Consider the following 17414-nt stretch of genomic DNA (forward strand, 5'->3'; position numbering starts at 1 on the left):
GATACCCCCATACCTCTCAAAGATTCCACGCACGCTCAAAACGGCAGCTTTCCGCCCGGACCACCCAGGCCCGGGGGCATGCCTCCGCCGCCCATCAAGCCTTTCATGCCCCCCAGGCGCTTCATCATCTTCATGAGGCCGCCACCCTTCATCTGCTTCATCATGCCCTGCATCTGCTCGAACTCCTTGAGCAGCCGGTTCACCTCTTGCACATGCACGCCGGCACCGGCGGCGATGCGGCGTTTGCGCGTGGCCTTGATGAGCTCGGGCTTGCGCCGCTCCTTTGGCGTCATCGAGTTGATGATGCCTTCCTTGCGGCGGATGTCCTTCTCGGCGCGGGTCAGGTCCGCCTCGCTGGCCTTGGCGGCAATCTGCGTCGGCAGCTTGTCCATCAGGTTGGACAAGCCCCCCATTTGCTTCATCTGCTGCAGTTGGTTGCGGAAATCCTCCAGGTCGAAACCACTGCCGGTCTTGACCTTGTCAGCCAGCTTGCGCGCAGCCTCCATGTCCACGCCCGTGGCCACTTGCTCGACCAGGGCGACGATGTCGCCCATGCCCAGGATGCGGCCGGCGTGGCGCTCGGCATCGAACGCCTCGAGACCATCGATCTTTTCGGACACCCCCGCGAACTTGATCGGCGCCCCGGTGATCTGCCGCACCGACAGCGCTGCACCGCCGCGCGAATCGCCGTCCATCTTGGTCAGCACGATGCCCGTGAGCGGCAAGGCCTCCTTGAACGCCTTGGCGGTGTTGACGGCGTCCTGGCCCTGCATGGCGTCCACCACGAACAGGGTTTCGACCGGGTTCAGCTCGGCATGCAAGGCCTTGATTTCGGCCATCAAGGCTTCGTCGATGGACAAGCGGCCCGCCGTGTCGACCAGCAACACGTCGTAGAACTGGCGGCGCGCGTGGTCGAGCGCCGCCTTGGCAATGTCGACCGGCTTTTGCGACGGGTCGCTGGGGAACCAGTCGGCGCCGGCCTGCGCGGTGACGGTCTTCAACTGCTCGATGGCCGCGGGTCGGTACACGTCCCCGGACACGGTCAACACCTTCTTCTTGCGCTTTTGAATCAGGTGCCGCGCGAGCTTGGCCGTGGTGGTGGTTTTGCCCGCGCCCTGCAGGCCGGCCATCAGGATCACGGCTGGAGGCTGCGCCGCCAGATCGAGATCGGCCACGCCTTCGCCCATGGTGGCGGCCAACTCTTTGTTGACGATGCCCACCAGGGCCTGGCCCGGTTTGAGCGAGCCCAGGACCTCCTGGCCCAAAGCCTTCTCTTTCACGCGGGCGACGAAATCGCGCACCACGGGCAAGGCCACGTCGGCCTCCAGCAAGGCCATGCGCACCTCGCGCAGCATGTCCGCCACGTTCTCTTCGGTGATGCGGGCCTGGCCGCTGATCTTCTTGACCAGCAGCGATAATTTGTCGGTGAGTGCGGTTGCCATGCGTGAAAACCTGAACGAGGACGGCGTGGCGCGCGAAAGCGCCGGGAATCGAGCTCGGTGCCCAAACCCTCTGGTTTGAAGCCAACCACTAAACTGATTGCATGATTTTAGCGAGTGCGTCTTTGGGCCACTGGGCCTTGCCCGGGTTGGCCGCACTGGTCTACGGCTTGGTCGCCCTGGCCGGCAAGCGCCTGAGTGCGAGGGCAGCGCGCGTGTCCCTGATGCTGGCCTGGCTGCTGCACGGATGTGCCATTGGACAGGATCTGTTCAGCACCCCGCCGCATTTCGGTTTCGCCCAGACCTGTTCCATCACCGTGTGGCTGATGATGACGGTGTACCTGGTGGAGAGCCAGGTCATGCCGCAGATGAAGGCGCGCCTCGCCCTGGCCGGATTTGGCACGGCGGTGCTGCTGCTCACGCTGGCGTTTCCGGGCCACCCCCTGCCCCCGACCCACTCCGTGCTGCTGCCCCTGCACTGGGCACTGGGCATCGCGGCCTATGGCCTGTTTGCCGTGGCCGTGGTGCACGGCTGGGTCATGGCGCGTTCGGAATCCCGCATCCGCCAAGGGCAAGAGGCCGATGCCGGCGTGCCCTTGCTGAAGCTGGAGCGCCTGACCTTCCGCTTCGTGGCGGCGGGCTTCGTGCTGCTGACCGCCACCTTGCTCGTGGGCACCTTGTTTGGCGAAGCGCTGTACGGCAAGGCGCATCTGGGCTGGCGCTGGGACCACAAGCGCGTGTTCGCGCTGCTGTCCTGGCTGGTGTTTGCGGTGCTGCTGTTCGGGCGCTGGCGGTTTGGCTGGCGCGGCAAGCGCGCCCTGCGCATGCTGTATGCCGGCTCGGCACTGCTGCTGCTGGCCTATGTGGGGTCCCGCTTCGTCCTGGAAGTGGTGTTGAGGACACCGGCTTGAAATACATGGTGCTGCTCCTGGCCGTCCTGGCCGGCGTCTGGCTGGTCAAGCGCCAGCAGGCGCGCAAGCTGCATGCGGCTCAGTCCCGCCGCCGCCGGCCGCAGGTGACGCACGCCACCCCCATGCTGGCCTGCCGCCACTGCGGCGTGCACGTCCCCCAGCACGAGGCGGTTCAGGGCCGCCTCGGGGCATATTGCAGCCGCGCGCACCAGCAGGCGAGCGAACCCTCGCGCTCATGATGGCCGCCACATCGTCCCGCACGCCTGCCCCTCGCGACGGGTTGGCGCGGCTGTGGCAGGGTTTCATGACGGGGCGTGTGCTGATCGCCTTCGCCCTGTTGTTGCTGCAGATGGTGTTGACCATCAACAACATCAAGTACTCCAACCAGGGCCTGTGGACCTTTGCGCTGTGCGTCGCCTACCTGGCGCAAACCGTCTTGGTCCGCGTGGTGTTCAACCCGGTGAGGCCGGGCAACGCCTTTGCACGGCAATGGGTGGCCACGGCGCTGGTCGATGTGGTGATGTTCGGCATGTTGCAGTTCACCCGCAGCGGCACCCTCACCTACCTGCCCTTGTTCGTGTACCCCGTCCTCACCTCGGGGGTGCTGGCCACCCGCAAGCTGGCACTGGGCACGGCGGCGCTGTGCACGCTGATCTTGCTGGGCGAGCCCTGGTTGACCGGCCAGCACCTGGACGCTCAGGTGACCTCCGGCCTGATGCAGGGCGCGCTGGCCTCCACGGGCTTGTTGCTGGTGGCGCTGCTGACCAACCAGCTCACCCACCGGCTGCAGCAGGCCCAAGCCCACGCCCGGCGTACCCAGGCCGATGCGCAGCGCAGCCGCGCCGAGGCGCAGATCATGCGGCTGATCAACGAACGCGTGATCGATGCCATGCCTCAGGGCATCCTGGTGCTGAACGAAAAACTGCAGGTGCGCTCGGCCAACCCGGCCGCGCTGACCATGCTGGGGCTGCCTGAAACACACCTGCTGGCTTCGCTCAGGCTGACCGACCAGGCCGGCTGGATCGAGCTGGTGGACGTGGCCAAGCTGACCTTTGCCCGTGGCGCCATCGACCATGCGGAGATCAACGTCACCCAGCGCTCCCGCACGCAGGTGCACCTGACGGTGAACACGCAAACCACCTCGTCGCCAGAAGCCGCCCAGCGCCCCATGTGCCTGATGTTCATGCAGGACCTGCGCGAATCGGAGGCCAAGCTGCGCACCGAAAAACTGGCCTCCATGGGCCGCATGTCGGCCGCCGTGGCCCACGAGATCCGCAACCCCCTGGCGGCGATCTCCCAGGCCAACGCCTTGCTGCAGGAGGAGTTGAACGACCCCATGGCACGCCGGCTGACGGGCATGGTCGAGCAAAACGCGCAGCGCCTGGGGCGCATCGTCGACGACATCCTGGACGTTGCCCGCGTGAAGGAAGTCGGCGAGCGCGACGAGTCCGACGCCCTCGCGCTGGATGCCCACGTCCGCACCCTGTGCCAGGAGTGGGCCGATCAGCACCAGGTGGGCACGCGCCTGCAGGTCAAACTCAGCGCCGACGAGGTGCTGGCGGCGTTTCGCCCCGACCACCTGCGCCGGATCCTCGTGAACCTGCTGGACAATGCCGCCCGCTACGCCACGCACGCCCAAGGCGCCATCCAAGTCAGCACCCATGCGGACCGGGCCACCGGCCCCGTGCTGCTCATGGTCTGGAGCGACGGCAAGGCGCTGGACCAAGGCGTGCAAAAGCACTTGTTCGAGCCCTTTTTCTCATCCGAAAGCCGCTCCAGCGGGCTGGGCCTCTACATTTGCCAGGAACTGTGCCACCGACATGGCGGGGCCATCGCCTACGAGCGCACGCCACGCCAGATCAACGGCAGCACCCAACAAGGCAACGAATTCTTCATCAGCATGAAGCGCTGGCAACACACGGCCAACGCCCCCTTGGACCCTGACGCTGACACCAGCCGCTGACACCCATGCCCGCTACCCCCGCTCGCATTCTCATCGTGGACGACGAACCGGATTTGCGCACCCTGTATGAGCTCACCCTTTTGCGCGAAGGCCACAAGGTGGAGGCGGCCGGCACGGTGAGCGAGGCCATGTCCTTGCTCAAAGGCCATGGCTTCGACCTCATCATCACCGACATGCGACTGCCGGATGGCCTGGGTCTGGACATCCTGCAGCACGTCACGCAAACACAGCGGCGCGAGAAGGCCGTGGTCATCACCGCCTATGGCTCGGCCGAAAGCGCCGTCGAATCCCTGAAGGCCGGTGCCTTCGACTACCTCACCAAGCCGGTCGATCTCAAACAGTTCCGCGCCGTCGTGAGCACGGCCTTGGCGGCGCAGGCGCCCCCCGCCGTCGCGGCGCAAGAGCGCAGTACCGCGCCGGCTCCCCTGGCCGCTGAACGCGATCCCGGCAGCATGACCCATCCCGCCGGCGAAGCGGCGCTCCATCGCCTGGTGGGCAACTCCGCGCTGATGCAGAACGTGCGGGCACGCATCGTGAAGGCAGCCCGCTCCATGGCGCCCGTGCTGGTGCGCGGCGAATCCGGCACCGGCAAAGAGCTGGTGGCCAAGGGCGTCCATGCCTGCAGCCACCGCAGCGAGGGACCGTTTGTCGCCGTGAACTGCGGCGCCATTCCCGAAGCCCTGCTCGAGGCCGAATTTTTCGGCGCCCGCAAAGGCTCGTTCACCGGCGCCACCCAGGACCGCCCGGGCTTCTTTCAAGCCGCGCAAGGCGGCACCTTGTTCCTCGATGAAATCGGCGAACTCCCGCTGTCCATGCAGGCCAAGCTGCTGCGCGCCCTGCAGGAACGCAAAGTGCGCGCCTTGGGCACCACACAGGAAGAAGCCGTGGACGTGCGCATCGTCAGCGCCACTCACCGGGATCTGGCGGCTGCCGTGCAGCAGGGCACCTTCCGCCAGGACTTGTACTACCGGCTGAACGTCATCGAAATCCTGTTGCCCGCCTTGCGCGACCGCCTGGAAGACCTGCCTGCCCTGTGCGACGCGCTGTTGGACAAGCTGGCCACCGAAAGCGGCTACCCCATACCCCACCTGACGCCGCGGCAGCTCCGCACCCTCGCCTCATTGCCGCTGGAAGGCAACGTGCGCGAGCTGGAAAACCTGCTGCAACGCGCCATCGCGCTGGGCGATGAATCGAAGCTGCAGCTGGACACGTCGCTGGCCGACGACCCCGAAGTCCTCGCCATCGACATCCCGCTGACGCCCTCCACGACGCCCGAGTTCCCGATCGTGCCCCCTGCACCGGTCCGCACGTCGCAGGTTCCGGCCAGCGACACCACCTTGCCCGCCGACCTGTCCAAATGGCTGGACGAACAAGAGCGCCAGGTGTTGGTCAAGGCCCTGGAAGAGACGAACTTCAACCGCACCGCGGCGGCGGCCAAGCTGGGCCTGAACCTGCGTCAGATCCGCTACCGCATGGCACGGCTGAACATCAACGCCCCCGGCCATGACGACGATGCCTGACCCCACCCTGTGGCGTGACGGCTGGCTCAGCGGCATCGTCCATCGGCCTTCACCCAATTTCGGCCCCCGGCCTGCGCAGGCCAGCATCGACCTCGTGGTCGTGCACTCCATCAGCCTGCCGCCGGGTGAGTACGGGGGCCCGCAGGTCGAGCAGCTGTTCACCAACCAGCTCGATTGGGACGCCCACCCCTACTTCACCGCCCTCCGCGGGCTGGAGGTGTCGTCGCACTTCTTCATCCGGCGGACCGGCGAGGTCGTGCAATTCGTCAGCTGCGACGCGCGGGCCTGGCACGCGGGTCAATCCAGCTTTCAAGGTCGGCCCAACTGCAACGATTTTTCCATCGGCATCGAGCTTGAAGGCCTGGAAGGCTCTCGCTTTGAGACACCGCAGTATCATGCCTTGTCCGATTTGATTGAAAGCATTGCAGCCCACTACCCCCTGAAATGCGTGGCAGGTCACGAGCACATAGCCCCCGGGCGCAAAGCCGATCCAGGCCCCGGTTTCGACTGGCCTCGCCTGGCTGAACTGCTGCATGGCACGCCCCTGACGCTGGCCGTTTGATCCGCCAAACCAGCGACGCAAACTCAGAAATCGCCCGAAAAAACCAAGCCATCGGGCTTTGCGCGCCATACCCATGCCTGCGGGCCATTCGGTGGGGGTATGCACGATCTCACCGACCTTTTGACCGCGCAGGGCGTGCCCAGACGATGTGGGCACACAACAAGTTGCGAACGTCCAGTTGACATTCATGGCATGGGCGCTATGAATTTCGTCGGCTTGCTACCATAATCTGAGCACGTCGCAAATTCGCGAGGGTCGCCGACGTGCACGCATCGCGTGTTTCGGGCTCGAAGGGCCGAACGCCGCTGTGTGCAGGTCAGTGCCGATTGGCGGTGTACCAGTACCCCCGCAATCCAGACACCCAGTCATGGTGCCGTGCTTGAGGGCAGCGCCATCATCGTTCCGTGCGGATCAGCAGGCGCGGGCGAAGCCACTCCACTGTTGATACTTGTTGCCACATAGGAGATTCGACATGGCTAGCAAAAAGCCCGCAAGCAAATCCGACGAGAAGAAGGTGAAGGCCGCCAAGCCTGAAGCCAAGAAGGCTGAGCCGGCCAAGAAGGCCACCGTGGCCAAGACGGTTGCTGCCAAGGCACCGGCCAAGAAGGCGGCTGCTCCCGCCAAGAAGGCTGCCGCTGCGCCCGCCAAGGTTGCAGCCAAAGCACCGGCCAAGAAGGCGGCTCCCGCCAAGTCGGCCGCCGCCAAGGCACCGGCCAAGAAGGCTGCCGCTCCAGCCAAGTCCGCTGCTGCCAAGGCGCCCGCCAAGAAGGCTGCCGCTCCGGCCAAGTCCGCTGCTGCCAAGGCACCGGCCAAGAAGGCGGCCGCTCCCGCCAAGTCGGCTGCTGCCAAGGCGCCGGCCAAGAAGGCGGCTGCTCCCGCCAAGTCGGCTGCTGCCAAGGCGCCGGCCAAAAAGGCCGCAGCTGCACCGGCCAAGAAGGCTGTGGCGGCGCCCAAGGCCGCTGCACCTGCCAAGGCTGCCACCAAGAAAAGCGCCGCCAAGAAGGCCTTGCCGACGTCGAAACTCAGCCCCAAGGCGACCTGGCCGTTCCCGACCAGCAGCAAGCCCTGAGCTGCGCTTCCCCATGAAAAAAGCCTGGCCATGCGCCAGGCTTTTTTCATGGGTATGCCATGGTTTCCGTCATGAAATCAACGGCAATGGCTGGATACTGGCCTGCCCTCAAGCCAGCCAGGTCGCCAGCATCTGGGCATCCACCGTGTAGTTCTGCGGGCCCTGCACGGCCACTTTCAGCGCGCCGATGCGGTTGCCGAGCTCGGCACAGCGCACCAGCGACCAGCCTTGCTCCAGCCCATGCAGGAAGGCCCCGCGCCAGGCATCGCCGCAACCCGTGGGGTCCACCACCGCGTCGGCGACCACACCGGGCACCGAGGTCGCCTGCCCCGCTTCCCACACCGTGCAGCCTTGTGCCCCCAAGGTGACCACGAGGCCCCGAACCCGGCGCGACAGCTCCGCCTCGTTGGTCTGCAGCCGATCGCACAGCATCCTGGCCTCGTAGTCGTTGACGGTGATCCAGTCGGCCTTGGCCACCAGGCCGTCGAGGGTGGGGCCATCGAACATCGGCAGGCCCTGTCCGGGGTCGAACACAAAGGGTACGCCGTGGGCCTGCAGCTGCTCGGCATGCGTCAGCGTGGCCTCGCGGCCATCGGGCGCCAAGATGGCCACGCGCAAACCTGGCAATTCAGGCACCACCTGTTCATGGGCATGCTGCATGGCGCCCGGATGAAACGCGGTGATCTGGTTGTTGTCGCGGTCGGTCATGATCATGGCCTGCGCCGTGAAGGTGCCCGGCACGGCCCGCACGCCTTGTGTCGTGATGCCCTGCGCCCGCAAATGGGCCAGGTAAGGCTCGCCGTCATCGCCGATGGCCGCCAGGGGCACGGGCTCGCCACCCAGCTGCTTGAGGGCGTAGGCGATGTTGCCGGCACAGCCGCCGAAGTCGCGCCGCATGCTGGGCACGAGGAAGGACACATTGAGGATGTGCAACTGGTCGGGCAGGATCTGGTCGGCGAATTGACCACCGAATCCCATGATGGTGTCGTAGGCGACGGAGCCGCAAATCAAACTGGCCATGGCAACGAAAAAGTGAGTGACGGCTGCCGGTTGAACCGGTCGTCAGGGGTAAAAGGCCAGCACGCGATAGCCGGCCACTTGCGAGGAGAGTTGCGGGTCCAGCGACAGGGTCAGGCCCCCGCTCCAGTCCCGGCGCGGCAGCAGAACCTGAGGCGCCTTGACGTCGCCGGGCTGCAGCACGCGCTTGAGCAGCACCTGGTCTTGGGCATCGGTCAACGACAGCTCGAACGCCGGCGTCGCCAGCTCCAGCCGTTCGATGTTGCGCACGCTGAGGTTGAGTCGGAATTCGCCGCTGGGCAGGCGGTTGAAGGACGAGCCCTCGATGGCCACCCCATCGAGCAGGCGGTAGGGCTTCACCTCGCAGCCCAGCACGCCGCACAGGGTCACCAGCCCGGGCTTGGCGTCGGGGTAGCTGGCCGCCAGCCAGTCGCGCCGGTCGTGCACCCAGCGCAAGGCCAGCAGCGCGCCGACCAGCACCAGCGCCAGCACCAAGCTCACCCGCACCCACGGCTGCCGCCAGAACTGGCGGCGCTGCGCATCGCGCACGAACGAAGGCACGTCGTCTTCAGGCGGCTGCACGACAGGCGCGGGCGCCGGCTTGCGGGGCCGGGCTTTGCGTGCAGGAGCCTTGGCGCGGCTGGCACGGTCACGTTCGGTGCGCTCCGCATCCTCGCTGCGGGCCGGCGCCGCCCAGGCGGCTTCGCGCAGAGGCGGCGGGGCCCCTGTAACCTCTGCGCTGGCCTTGACCAGGGCCGGCATCTCCGCCTTGTCGGCCGGGCCGGCATTGCGTCTGCGGATGATGTGCGAGGCGATGTCACGCGCATGGTCGCTGCGGGCATCGCGGGCCTGGGCATCGTCCGCCGGTGCAGGCAATTCCGCATCAAGCTGACTGATGACGAAGTCCACAGAGGCCACCGCGGGCGTCTGCGACATGGTCGGCAGAGGCTGCGCCTGCCCCGGCGCGTCGGTCGATGGCTCGGCCACGGCCGCGGGCTGCCCCAGCGGCTGCACCCCCTCCATCAGCGACGCCGGCGAGGACTCCTCGGGCGTTGCAAAGCTGGCGTTGGTCAGCACCACCGTGGTCGTCAGCTCGGCGTCTCGCGCCAGCGGTTCCTCGGTCGCCTCATTCAAATGGGGGTATGCGGGTGTCACCGTTTGGTCATCAACGACAACGGGAGCATACTGCTCAATACCTTGTGATGCATCACCCCCAGATGGTGGGCGGAGACCTTCGCCCTCGCGCGCGGCATCGTCGAGCAGCAGCGGCCATCCCGAATGGCCGGCGTCGGCCGAATCAGAACCCGGTCTGGGTTCGGTGTGCTGCATCTGCTCGCCGGCATCGAACACCGTGCCGCAGCTGCCGCAGCGCACCCAGCCTTGCGACAAACGCAGCTGATCGGGCACCACCTTGAACAGGGTCTCACAGCTGGGGCAACGGGTGATGCGGCTCATGGGGCAGGAATTCTAAGGCGATGCCAAGGCGGGTCGTGGAAGGATGGCGGCCACAGCCACACGCAGCCTGCACCGCGTCTCGGAACTCGTCCCGAAGGCGGGTTGCCGGGTGTCTCCCGCCCGCATCAGGCGATGCAGCGGACGTCAGGCAGGCTTGTGCGCATGCAGCAGCACCCAGCCATCCTCCCGATCCGCCACGGACAAGGAGACCCATGGGGCATAGGCTTGCTGAAGCTCGTCCACCTGGCGCTCGAGCACGCCGGCCAGCACCAGGTGCCCGCCCGGCCGCACATGCGACACCAGCAACGGCGCCAGCACCTTCAGGGGCTGAGCGAGGATGTTGGCCAGCACGGTGTCGTACTCGCCTTGCGCCTGGTCTGGCAGGCCGGCCTGCAACTGCACGCCGTTGGCCAGGGCGTTGCGCTCGGTCTGCGTCACGGCATCGGGATCGATGTCCACGGCATCGATCCGGGCCGCCCCCCACTTGCCGGCCCCGATGGCCAGGATCCCCGATCCGCAACCGTAGTCCAGCACACGGGCCAACGCCTCGGGCTGCTGCGGGGCTTGGCGAGCGATCCACCGCAGGCACATGCGTGTGGTGGGGTGCGTGCCCGTGCCAAACGCCAGGCCCGGGTCCAGGCGAATCAGTTTGACGGCCTGCGCGGGCGGCTCGTGCCAGGTCGGCACGATCCAGAACTCGGGCGTGATCTCCACCGGCTCGAATTGCGATTGCGTCAGCCGCACCCAATCCTGTTCGGCCAGGGGCACCACCCCAGCCACTTCGCCATCGGCGAAGAAGGGCTGAAGTTGAATCAGCTGGGCCGCCTCGTCCGCCTGGGCGCGCGAGGCAAACAAGGCCACGATCAAGGAGGCCTCCCAGCCGGGCTGCGGGGGCGGCATGCCCGGCTCGCCAAACAAGGGGGTCTCGTCGGCCGTCAGGGCGTTGGCATCCTCGACCGACACCGACAGGGCGTCCAAGGCTTCCAGCGCCTCGCACACGGTGTCCACGTTGGCCAGGGCACACCGCAGGCGCAGCTCATGCATGCCAGAAGCTGTGTCGCTCACTGCTCAGTCCTTGTTGCGTTGCGTCAACCACTGCTCCAGGTAGTGGATGTTGGTGCCGCCTTCGATGAACTTGCCATCCAGCAACAGCTCGCGGTGCAGCGGGATGTTGGTCTTGATGCCTTCCACCACCGTCTCGCCCAGGGCATTGCGCATGCGGGCCATGGCCTGCTCGCGCGTGTCGCCGTACGCGATCACCTTGCCGATCATGGAGTCGTAGTTCGGCGGCACGAAGTAGTTGCTGTAGACGTGCGAGTCGACCCGGATGCCGGGACCGCCCGGCGCATGCCACTGCGTGATGCGGCCCGGTGAGGGCATGAAGTTGAACGGGTCTTCCGCATTGATGCGGCATTCGATGGCATGGCCGCGCAACTCGATGTTGCGCTGCGTGAAGGGCAGCTTTTCACCAGCAGCCACCAGGATCTGCGTGCGGACGATGTCCACGCCCGAGATCATTTCGGTGACCGGATGCTCCACCTGCACGCGCGTGTTCATCTCGATGAAGTAGAACTCGCCGTTTTCATACAGGAACTCGAAGGTGCCGGCTCCACGGTAGCCGATCTTCTTGCAGGCGGCCACGCAACGCTCGCCGATGCGCTCGATCAGACGGCGCGGGATGCCCGGCGCCGGCGCCTCCTCGATGACCTTCTGGTGGCGCCGCTGCATCGAGCAATCGCGCTCACCCAGGTACACGCCGTTCTTGTGTTTGTCGCACAGCACCTGAATTTCCACGTGACGCGGATCCTGCAGGTACTTCTCCATGTAGACCGCGGCGTTGCCGAAGGCTGCCTGCGCCTCGCTCTTGGTCATCTGCACGGCATTGACCAGGGCGGCCTCGGTGTGCACCACCCGCATGCCGCGGCCACCACCGCCGCCCGCTGCCTTGATGATCACCGGGTAGCCGATGGATTTGGCAATGCGGCGGATCTGCACGGGGTCATCGGGCAATTCGCCATCCGAACCCGGCACGCAGGGCACGCCGGCCTTGATCATGGCTTGCTTGGCCGACACCTTGTCGCCCATCAGGCGAATGCTCTCCGCGGTCGGACCGATGAACTGAAAACCGCTGCGCTCCACGCGCTCGGCGAAGTCGGCGTTCTCGCTCAGGAAGCCATAGCCGGGGTGAATGGCTTCGGCATCCGTCACCTCGGCCGCCGAGATGATGGCCGGCATGCTCAGGTAGCTCTGCGCCGAAGGCGCCGGGCCGATGCAGACTGCTTCGTCTGCGAGCTTCACGTACTTGGCATCGCGATCGGCCTCGGAATACACCATCACGGCCTTGATGCCGAGTTCACGGCAGGCGCGCTGCACGCGCAGCGCGATCTCACCCCGGTTGGCAACCAGAATTTTTTTGAACATCGGGATCGCTCACTCGATGACGAACAGGGTCTGTCCGTATTCCACGGCCTGGCCGTTGTCACCCAGGACCTGCTTGACCACGCCGGCCTTGTCCGCCTCGATTTCGTTGAGGATCTTCATGGCCTCGATGATGCAGAGGGTATCGCCCACCTTGACCTGGGAGCCCACTTGCACGAACGCCTTGGCGCCCGGGCTGGGGGCCGAATAGAAGGTGCCCACCATGGGCGATTTGACTTCATGGCCCGCAGCCGCGGCAGGCGCTGCATCGGCAGCCGGTGCAGCGGCAGGAGCGGCGACCGCAGGAGCCGCCACGGGCGCAGCCACCTGCAGCGGCGCCACCGTCGTCACCACAGGGCCGCCCTTGACGATGCGAACACGCCCTTCCGCCTCGGTGATCTCCAGCTCGGAAACGTTGGAGTCCGACACGAGATCAATCAGTGTTTTGAGTTTACGCAGGTCCATGAAGTATGGCGATCGTCGCCCCAGATTTGCAGCAAACGCCGCGAACAGTCATCAAGACATCCTCATTCATCATCTATTGCCTTGAATCGCAAAGACGATGACTCTCATTCAAGCCAACATCTGCAACCAGTTTTTCAAATCAGAAGAGGACAATTGACCGATTTTACGTTGGACCAGCACGCCCTGGCGATCCAGAACCACGGTGAACGGCAATCCTCCGCGGTCGTTGCCCAGTTGGCGCATCAGTTCCACGCCACCCGCTCCCGCCAGGCCAACAGGAAATTCAACGGGTACGCGCCGCAGAAACTGGGTCACTGCTGCGCGTTGATCCAGGGCCAGGCCCACGACCTGCCAGCCCGCTTGCGCATGGTCTGCATGAAAGCGGCTGAGCAGCGGCAATTCTTCCACGCAAGGCGCGCACCAGGTGGCCCAGAAATTGACCACGACCCGTTTGCCCTGAAACGCGCTCAGGTGCAAAGGCTGTTCGGTCATGCCTTCAGCCGGAAACGCCCACAATGCCGATTCGGCGGCACCCAGGGCCCCAGCTTGCCCACCTTGACGCCACAAGACGTCAGCCCCGACCCCCAAGGCCAACGCGCCCAGACCGGCGCCTTGCAGCAGCCGCCGACGTGAAGCACTCATGCCGTCCCTCCTTGTGCCTGCGCCGCACTCACCAAGTTGCGAACTGCCTGCAGGTCACCGCGCGGCACGCGGCCCTGTGCATCTGGTTTGAGCGCGCCTCGCAAGTCGTCGTGGTCGTACACCATCAGGTGAACAGCCACCTCCGACGCCAATTCGCGACTGCGCACCACCACCGTCAACGCCTCCACCGGCCGGCCATGCATGCCCGTCACCGTGGCCGGCTGATAGTGAATCTGCTGATCGATGAGCGCAATCTCCGCCGATTTGGAGTCATCGCAAAACAATTGCAGGTGAATGTCCGACATTCGTGTCGCGGTGCCATGCCAGACAGCGCCGGACAGGTGCGGGCGGAACTCGGCCAGCCGCTCCATCCAGCGCAGGGCAAGGGCACGCAGCGCCGCCAGTTCACCGGGCTGGGTATCGGCATGGAAGATGGCGATGTGCTCTCGCACCTGGACTTCCACTTCGTCGTTCCCCGGCATGGGTGAACGGGGCGGCAGTCCCAGTTGCTTGACCGCCAAACGCTTGGCCGAGCCATAGTCCAGTCCCTCGTCCACGATCAGCCGCGCGGCGGCTTGAGCGATTTCCAAACTGATGTCCATGGCGGGATTGTGAGGCTTGGCCACCTCACCAGCTGACGCAAGGCCAAGAGGGCCCGCAGCCCGCTTCTACAATCCCGCCATGCACATTCATGTACTCGGCATTTGCGGCACGTTCATGGGCGGATTGGCCGCCCTGGCTCGGGAAGCGGGGCACACCGTGACGGGATGCGACCTCGGGGTCTACCCCCCGATGAGCGACCAGCTGCGCGCGCTGGGCATCGAGCTGATCGAGGGCTATGGCGTCGATCAGATGCACCTGCGCCCCGATGTGTACGTCGTCGGCAACGTGGTGAGCCGGGCACGGCTCCCGAATGGTGAAGCCAGGTATCCCCTCATGGAGGCCATCCTGGAATCGGGGGCGCCGTATACCAGTGGCCCGCAATGGCTCGCCGAGCATGTGCTGCAGGGCCGGCATGTGATGGCGGTGGCCGGCACCCACGGCAAAACCACCACCAGCGCCATGTTGAGCTGGATCCTCGATCAAGCCGGTCTGACACCCGGCTTTCTGATTGGCGGCGTGCCCCTCAACTTCGGCACCTCGGCGCGCCTGGGTTCATCGTCCACCACAGCCGATCGCCCCCTGTTCGTGATCGAGGCCGACGAATACGACACCGCCTTTTTCGACAAGCGCAGCAAGTTCGTGCACTACCGGCCGCGCACCGCGATCTTGAACAACCTGGAGTTCGACCACGCCGACATCTTCGACAACGTGGAGAGCATCGAGCGCCAGTTCCATCACCTGGTGCGCACGATTCCTGCCAGTGGTCGCATCGTCGTCAACGGGGAAGATGCCCACCTTCGGAGGGTTCTGGCCATGGGTCACTGGAGCGACGTGCTGCGCTTTGGGGGTGCCGGATGCGCTTATGAGGCACGCGGCACCGACGCGCGGTTTGACATCGTCCAAAACGGTGAGACGGTGGCCTGCGTGGATTGGTCTCTGAATGGTCGCCACAACCAGCTCAACGCCCTGGCCGCCTTGGCCGCTGCAGGGCACGTGGGCGTCGATCCCGAGGTGGCCGCCGCGGCCTTGAGCAACTTCGACAACGTCAAGCGGCGCATGGAGCTCAAAGGCACCGCTCAGGGCGTCACCGTCTACGATGACTTCGCACACCACCCCACCGCGATTCGCACCACCCTGGACGGACTGCGCCGAAAAGTGGGCCCCACAACGCGCATCCTCGCCGTGCTGGAACCCCGCAGCAACACCATGAAGCTCGGCAGCATGAAGGCTCAGCTGCCCCAAGCCTTGTCCCCAGCCGACCGGGTCTACTGCCACACCCATGGGCTGGACTGGGATGTTCAAGCCGCGCTCGGCAGCCAAGCCTTCTGCACCGCCGACCTGCAAGAGCTGGTGGCCCGCATCGCCCTGGACGCCCAAGCAGGCGACCAGGTGATCTGCATGAGCAACGGCAGTTTCGGCGGCATCCACGAGCGGCTTCTGGCGGCACTTGCAGCCCGGCCCTGAGCTTTCACATTTGTGCGACACAAAGCGGCTACTTTTCTACGCATTCAAGTTTTTAGAGCGCGAGGAATTTGCAGATCCCCTTCAATTGACGGATGATCGAGCACAACTTGTTGCAACTGTCACGTCTAGCGAGCATGGAGTCCACCCTGGCCAGTAAGAGTTTTGCCACCGCCCTGCCGGGGCTGGGCCGCGCGCTGATTGCAGCAGGCAGGGTGGACGAAGCGACGGCGGGCAAGGCCTTTGAGCAGGTCAAAGGCGACACCACGGCGTTTTTGCCCGAACTCATCAGTCGCGGCGTGGTGACGGCTTCCGAGGTTGCGCACACCCTGGCCGACACCTTGGCCGCCCCGTTGCTGGATCTGGCTTCGCTGGATTACGACAGCCTGCCCAAAGACCTCATCGACGCCAAACTGGCTCGGCAGTATGCGGTGTTGCCGCTGGCCAAGAAGCGCGGGCGGCTGGTCGTGGCCACCGCCGACCCCACCCTTCAGGAAGCGGCTGAGAAGATCAAGTTCACCACCCAGCTGGGGGTGGAATGGGTGGTCGCTGAATACGACAAGCTGCAGGAAGCCATTGCCGCTGTCACCGGCTCGGCCAATGAGGCAGTCGGCAACTTCATCGCCACCGATTTCGGCTTCGACGATGCGTCTTTCGCCACCGATGGCGAAGACGACAGCGGCAAAGACGACACCAGCGATGTGGAAGACGCGCCCATCGTGCGCTTTCTGCACAAGATGCTGGTCGACGCCTACAACATGCGGGCCTCCGACCTGCATTTCGAGCCATTCGAGCACAGCTACCGCGTGCGCTTCCGCATCGACGGCGAACTGCGCGAAATCACCTCGTTGCCGCCCGGCATCAAAGAAAAGCTGGCGTCCCGCATCAAGGTGATTTCCCGCCTGGACATTTCGGAAAAGCGCGTTCCTCAAGACGGGCGCATGAAGCTCAAGCTGGGTCCGGAACGCGTGATCGACTTCCGTGTGAGCACCCTGCCCACGCTGTTTGGCGAAAAAATCGTCATCCGGATCCTGGACCCCAGCAGCGCCAAGATGGGCATCGACGCCCTGGGCTATGAGCCGATTGAAAAAGAGCGCCTGCTGGAGGCCATTGCCCGCCCCTACGGCATGATTCTGGTGACCGGCCCGACCGGCTCGGGCAAGACCGTGTCGCTCTACACCTGCCTGAACCTGCTGAACAAGCCCGGTGTCAACATCTCCACGGCAGAAGACCCGTCGGAAATCAACTTGCCCGGCGTGAACCAGGTCAACGTCAACGAAAAGGCGGGGCTGACCTTCGCCACCGCCCTCAAGGCTTTCCTGCGCCAGGATCCCGACATCATCATGGTGGGCGAAATCCGGGACCTGGAAACCGCCGACATCGCCATCAAGGCCGCTCAAACGGGTCACCTGGTGCTGTCGACGCTGCACACCAACGACGCCCCGACCACCTTGACGCGCATGCGCAACATGGGCATTGCGCCCTTCAACATCGCATCCAGCGTCATCCTGATCACGGCGCAGCGGCTGGGGCGAAGGCTGTGCCCGGCCTGCAAGGAGCCCATCGACGTTCCGCGTGACGCGCTGCTGGATGCCGGATTTGACGAAGAAGAACTGGACGGCAGCTGGGTGCCCTACCGCCCGGTGGGCTGCGGCAAGTGCAACAACGGCTACAAGGGCCGGGTCGGCATCTATGAAGTCATGCCCATCACGGAAGACCTTCAACGCATCATCCTGGCCGACGGGAGTGCCTTGGAAATCGCGAAGCAGGCGCGTCAGGAAGGCGTGCGCTCGCTTCGACGCTCTGGCTTGCACAAGGTGAAGCTGGGTGTGACGTCGCTGGAAGAAGTCCTGGCCGTCACCAACGAATGATCAAGAATCAGGAAAGAC

General features: G+C 65.3%; 16 protein-coding genes. 8 read left to right on the forward strand and 8 right to left on the reverse strand.

The features are described from left to right. Positions 1-35 precede the first annotated feature (35 nt). The gene (gene ffh, locus CCO03_RS15700) at positions 36-1442 is read right to left on the reverse strand and encodes a signal recognition particle protein (RefSeq protein WP_087282555.1); all 1407 of its coding nucleotides are present in this window, start codon (positions 1440-1442) and stop codon (positions 36-38) included. Between the two features lie 101 nt (positions 1443-1543). Between ffh and CCO03_RS15705 the strand changes: the two genes are divergently transcribed. From CCO03_RS15705 to CCO03_RS15730, 6 genes are all read left to right on the forward strand, one after another. Beyond that, positions 1544-2350 (forward strand): cytochrome C assembly family protein, encoded by an 807-nt coding sequence (locus tag CCO03_RS15705; RefSeq protein ID WP_087282557.1) that lies wholly within the window; start codon positions 1544-1546, stop codon positions 2348-2350. 5 nt (positions 2351-2355) lie between these two features. Further along, on the forward strand, positions 2356-2589 hold the full coding sequence (locus CCO03_RS15710; RefSeq protein WP_087282559.1) for a PP0621 family protein: 234 nt from the start codon (positions 2356-2358) through the stop codon (positions 2587-2589). Between the two features lie 65 nt (positions 2590-2654). Next, a complete protein-coding gene (locus tag CCO03_RS15715; RefSeq protein ID WP_169717482.1) occupies positions 2655-4313 on the forward strand; it encodes a sensor histidine kinase in 1659 nt (552 codons plus the stop codon). Between the two features lie 5 nt (positions 4314-4318). Then, the gene (locus tag CCO03_RS15720; RefSeq protein ID WP_087282563.1) at positions 4319-5833 is read left to right on the forward strand and encodes a sigma-54-dependent transcriptional regulator; all 1515 of its coding nucleotides are present in this window, start codon (positions 4319-4321) and stop codon (positions 5831-5833) included. Beyond that, complete coding sequence (gene ampD / locus CCO03_RS15725; RefSeq protein ID WP_236903881.1) at positions 5826-6395, forward strand: 1,6-anhydro-N-acetylmuramyl-L-alanine amidase AmpD; 570 nt, start codon at positions 5826-5828, stop codon at positions 6393-6395. Before CCO03_RS15720 ends, ampD begins: the two co-directional genes overlap by 8 nt. A 472-nt stretch (positions 6396-6867) precedes the next feature. Then, positions 6868-7464 carry a hypothetical protein gene (locus CCO03_RS15730; protein ID WP_205690321.1) on the forward strand — a complete coding sequence of 199 codons (597 nt, stop codon included), beginning with the start codon at positions 6868-6870 and terminating at the stop codon, positions 7462-7464. Positions 7465-7572: 108 nt separating this feature from the next. Here the strand turns inward: CCO03_RS15730 and CCO03_RS15735 are convergent, their stop codons facing one another. The 7 genes from CCO03_RS15735 to CCO03_RS15765 all read right to left on the reverse strand — a co-directional run bounded on the left by CCO03_RS15735 (position 7573) and on the right by CCO03_RS15765 (position 14063). After that, positions 7573-8484 carry a carbohydrate kinase family protein gene (locus CCO03_RS15735; RefSeq protein ID WP_087282567.1) on the reverse strand — a complete coding sequence of 304 codons (912 nt, stop codon included), beginning with the start codon at positions 8482-8484 and terminating at the stop codon, positions 7573-7575. Positions 8485-8526: 42 nt separating this feature from the next. Continuing rightward, a complete protein-coding gene (locus CCO03_RS15740) occupies positions 8527-9936 on the reverse strand; it encodes a zinc-ribbon and DUF3426 domain-containing protein (RefSeq protein WP_087282569.1) in 1410 nt (469 codons plus the stop codon). A gap of 144 nt (positions 9937-10080) precedes the next feature. Further along, entirely contained in the window at positions 10081-10980 is a 900-nt protein-coding gene (gene prmA / locus CCO03_RS15745; protein ID WP_087282572.1) for a 50S ribosomal protein L11 methyltransferase, read from the reverse strand. A gap of 24 nt (positions 10981-11004) precedes the next feature. Continuing rightward, positions 11005-12357 (reverse strand): acetyl-CoA carboxylase biotin carboxylase subunit, encoded by a 1353-nt coding sequence (gene accC, locus CCO03_RS15750; protein WP_087282574.1) that lies wholly within the window; start codon positions 12355-12357, stop codon positions 11005-11007. Between the two features lie 9 nt (positions 12358-12366). Next, the gene (accB, locus tag CCO03_RS15755; RefSeq protein WP_087282576.1) at positions 12367-12819 is read right to left on the reverse strand and encodes an acetyl-CoA carboxylase biotin carboxyl carrier protein; all 453 of its coding nucleotides are present in this window, start codon (positions 12817-12819) and stop codon (positions 12367-12369) included. Between the two features lie 108 nt (positions 12820-12927). Then, positions 12928-13311 carry a TlpA family protein disulfide reductase gene (locus CCO03_RS15760; RefSeq protein WP_236903884.1) on the reverse strand — a complete coding sequence of 128 codons (384 nt, stop codon included), beginning with the start codon at positions 13309-13311 and terminating at the stop codon, positions 12928-12930. Between the two features lie 146 nt (positions 13312-13457). Beyond that, on the reverse strand, positions 13458-14063 hold the full coding sequence (locus CCO03_RS15765; protein ID WP_087282580.1) for a hypothetical protein: 606 nt from the start codon (positions 14061-14063) through the stop codon (positions 13458-13460). A 79-nt stretch (positions 14064-14142) separates the two neighbouring features. On the opposite strand from CCO03_RS15765, the gene mpl reads away from it, so the two are divergent. Both mpl and pilB read left to right on the forward strand, forming a co-directional pair. Then, positions 14143-15528, forward strand: coding sequence for a UDP-N-acetylmuramate:L-alanyl-gamma-D-glutamyl-meso-diaminopimelate ligase (gene mpl, locus CCO03_RS15770; RefSeq protein ID WP_087282582.1), 1386 nt, complete (start codon positions 14143-14145; stop codon positions 15526-15528). Positions 15529-15662: 134 nt separating this feature from the next. Continuing rightward, positions 15663-17396, forward strand: a complete 1734-nt coding sequence (gene pilB / locus CCO03_RS15775) for a type IV-A pilus assembly ATPase PilB (protein ID WP_236904156.1) — start codon at positions 15663-15665, stop codon at positions 17394-17396. The last annotated feature ends 18 nt before the right edge of the window (positions 17397-17414 follow it).

This window comes from Comamonas serinivorans (assembly GCF_002158865.1).
Lineage (GTDB): Bacteria > Pseudomonadota > Gammaproteobacteria > Burkholderiales > Burkholderiaceae_C > Comamonas_E > Comamonas_E serinivorans.

Excerpts from the sequence above, each read along its gene's own strand:
- ffh (WP_087282555.1), bottom strand. The coding sequence starts at position 1,442 with ATGGCAACCGCACTCACCGACAAATTATCGCTGCTGGTCAAGAAGATC.
- CCO03_RS15705 (WP_087282557.1), top strand. The coding sequence starts at position 1,544 with ATGATTTTAGCGAGTGCGTCTTTGGGCCACTGGGCCTTGCCCGGGTTG.
- CCO03_RS15710 (WP_087282559.1), top strand. The coding sequence starts at position 2,356 with ATGGTGCTGCTCCTGGCCGTCCTGGCCGGCGTCTGGCTGGTCAAGCGC.
- CCO03_RS15715 (WP_169717482.1), top strand. The coding sequence starts at position 2,655 with ATGACGGGGCGTGTGCTGATCGCCTTCGCCCTGTTGTTGCTGCAGATG.
- CCO03_RS15720 (WP_087282563.1), top strand. The coding sequence starts at position 4,319 with ATGCCCGCTACCCCCGCTCGCATTCTCATCGTGGACGACGAACCGGAT.
- ampD (WP_236903881.1), top strand. The coding sequence starts at position 5,826 with ATGCCTGACCCCACCCTGTGGCGTGACGGCTGGCTCAGCGGCATCGTC.
- CCO03_RS15730 (WP_205690321.1), top strand. The coding sequence starts at position 6,868 with ATGGCTAGCAAAAAGCCCGCAAGCAAATCCGACGAGAAGAAGGTGAAG.
- CCO03_RS15735 (WP_087282567.1), bottom strand. The coding sequence starts at position 8,484 with ATGGCCAGTTTGATTTGCGGCTCCGTCGCCTACGACACCATCATGGGA.
- CCO03_RS15740 (WP_087282569.1), bottom strand. The coding sequence starts at position 9,936 with ATGAGCCGCATCACCCGTTGCCCCAGCTGTGAGACCCTGTTCAAGGTG.
- prmA (WP_087282572.1), bottom strand. The coding sequence starts at position 10,980 with ATGCATGAGCTGCGCCTGCGGTGTGCCCTGGCCAACGTGGACACCGTG.
- accC (WP_087282574.1), bottom strand. The coding sequence starts at position 12,357 with ATGTTCAAAAAAATTCTGGTTGCCAACCGGGGTGAGATCGCGCTGCGC.
- accB (WP_087282576.1), bottom strand. The coding sequence starts at position 12,819 with ATGGACCTGCGTAAACTCAAAACACTGATTGATCTCGTGTCGGACTCC.
- CCO03_RS15760 (WP_236903884.1), bottom strand. The coding sequence starts at position 13,311 with ATGACCGAACAGCCTTTGCACCTGAGCGCGTTTCAGGGCAAACGGGTC.
- CCO03_RS15765 (WP_087282580.1), bottom strand. The coding sequence starts at position 14,063 with ATGGACATCAGTTTGGAAATCGCTCAAGCCGCCGCGCGGCTGATCGTG.
- mpl (WP_087282582.1), top strand. The coding sequence starts at position 14,143 with ATGCACATTCATGTACTCGGCATTTGCGGCACGTTCATGGGCGGATTG.
- pilB (WP_236904156.1), top strand. The coding sequence starts at position 15,663 with ATGGAGTCCACCCTGGCCAGTAAGAGTTTTGCCACCGCCCTGCCGGGG.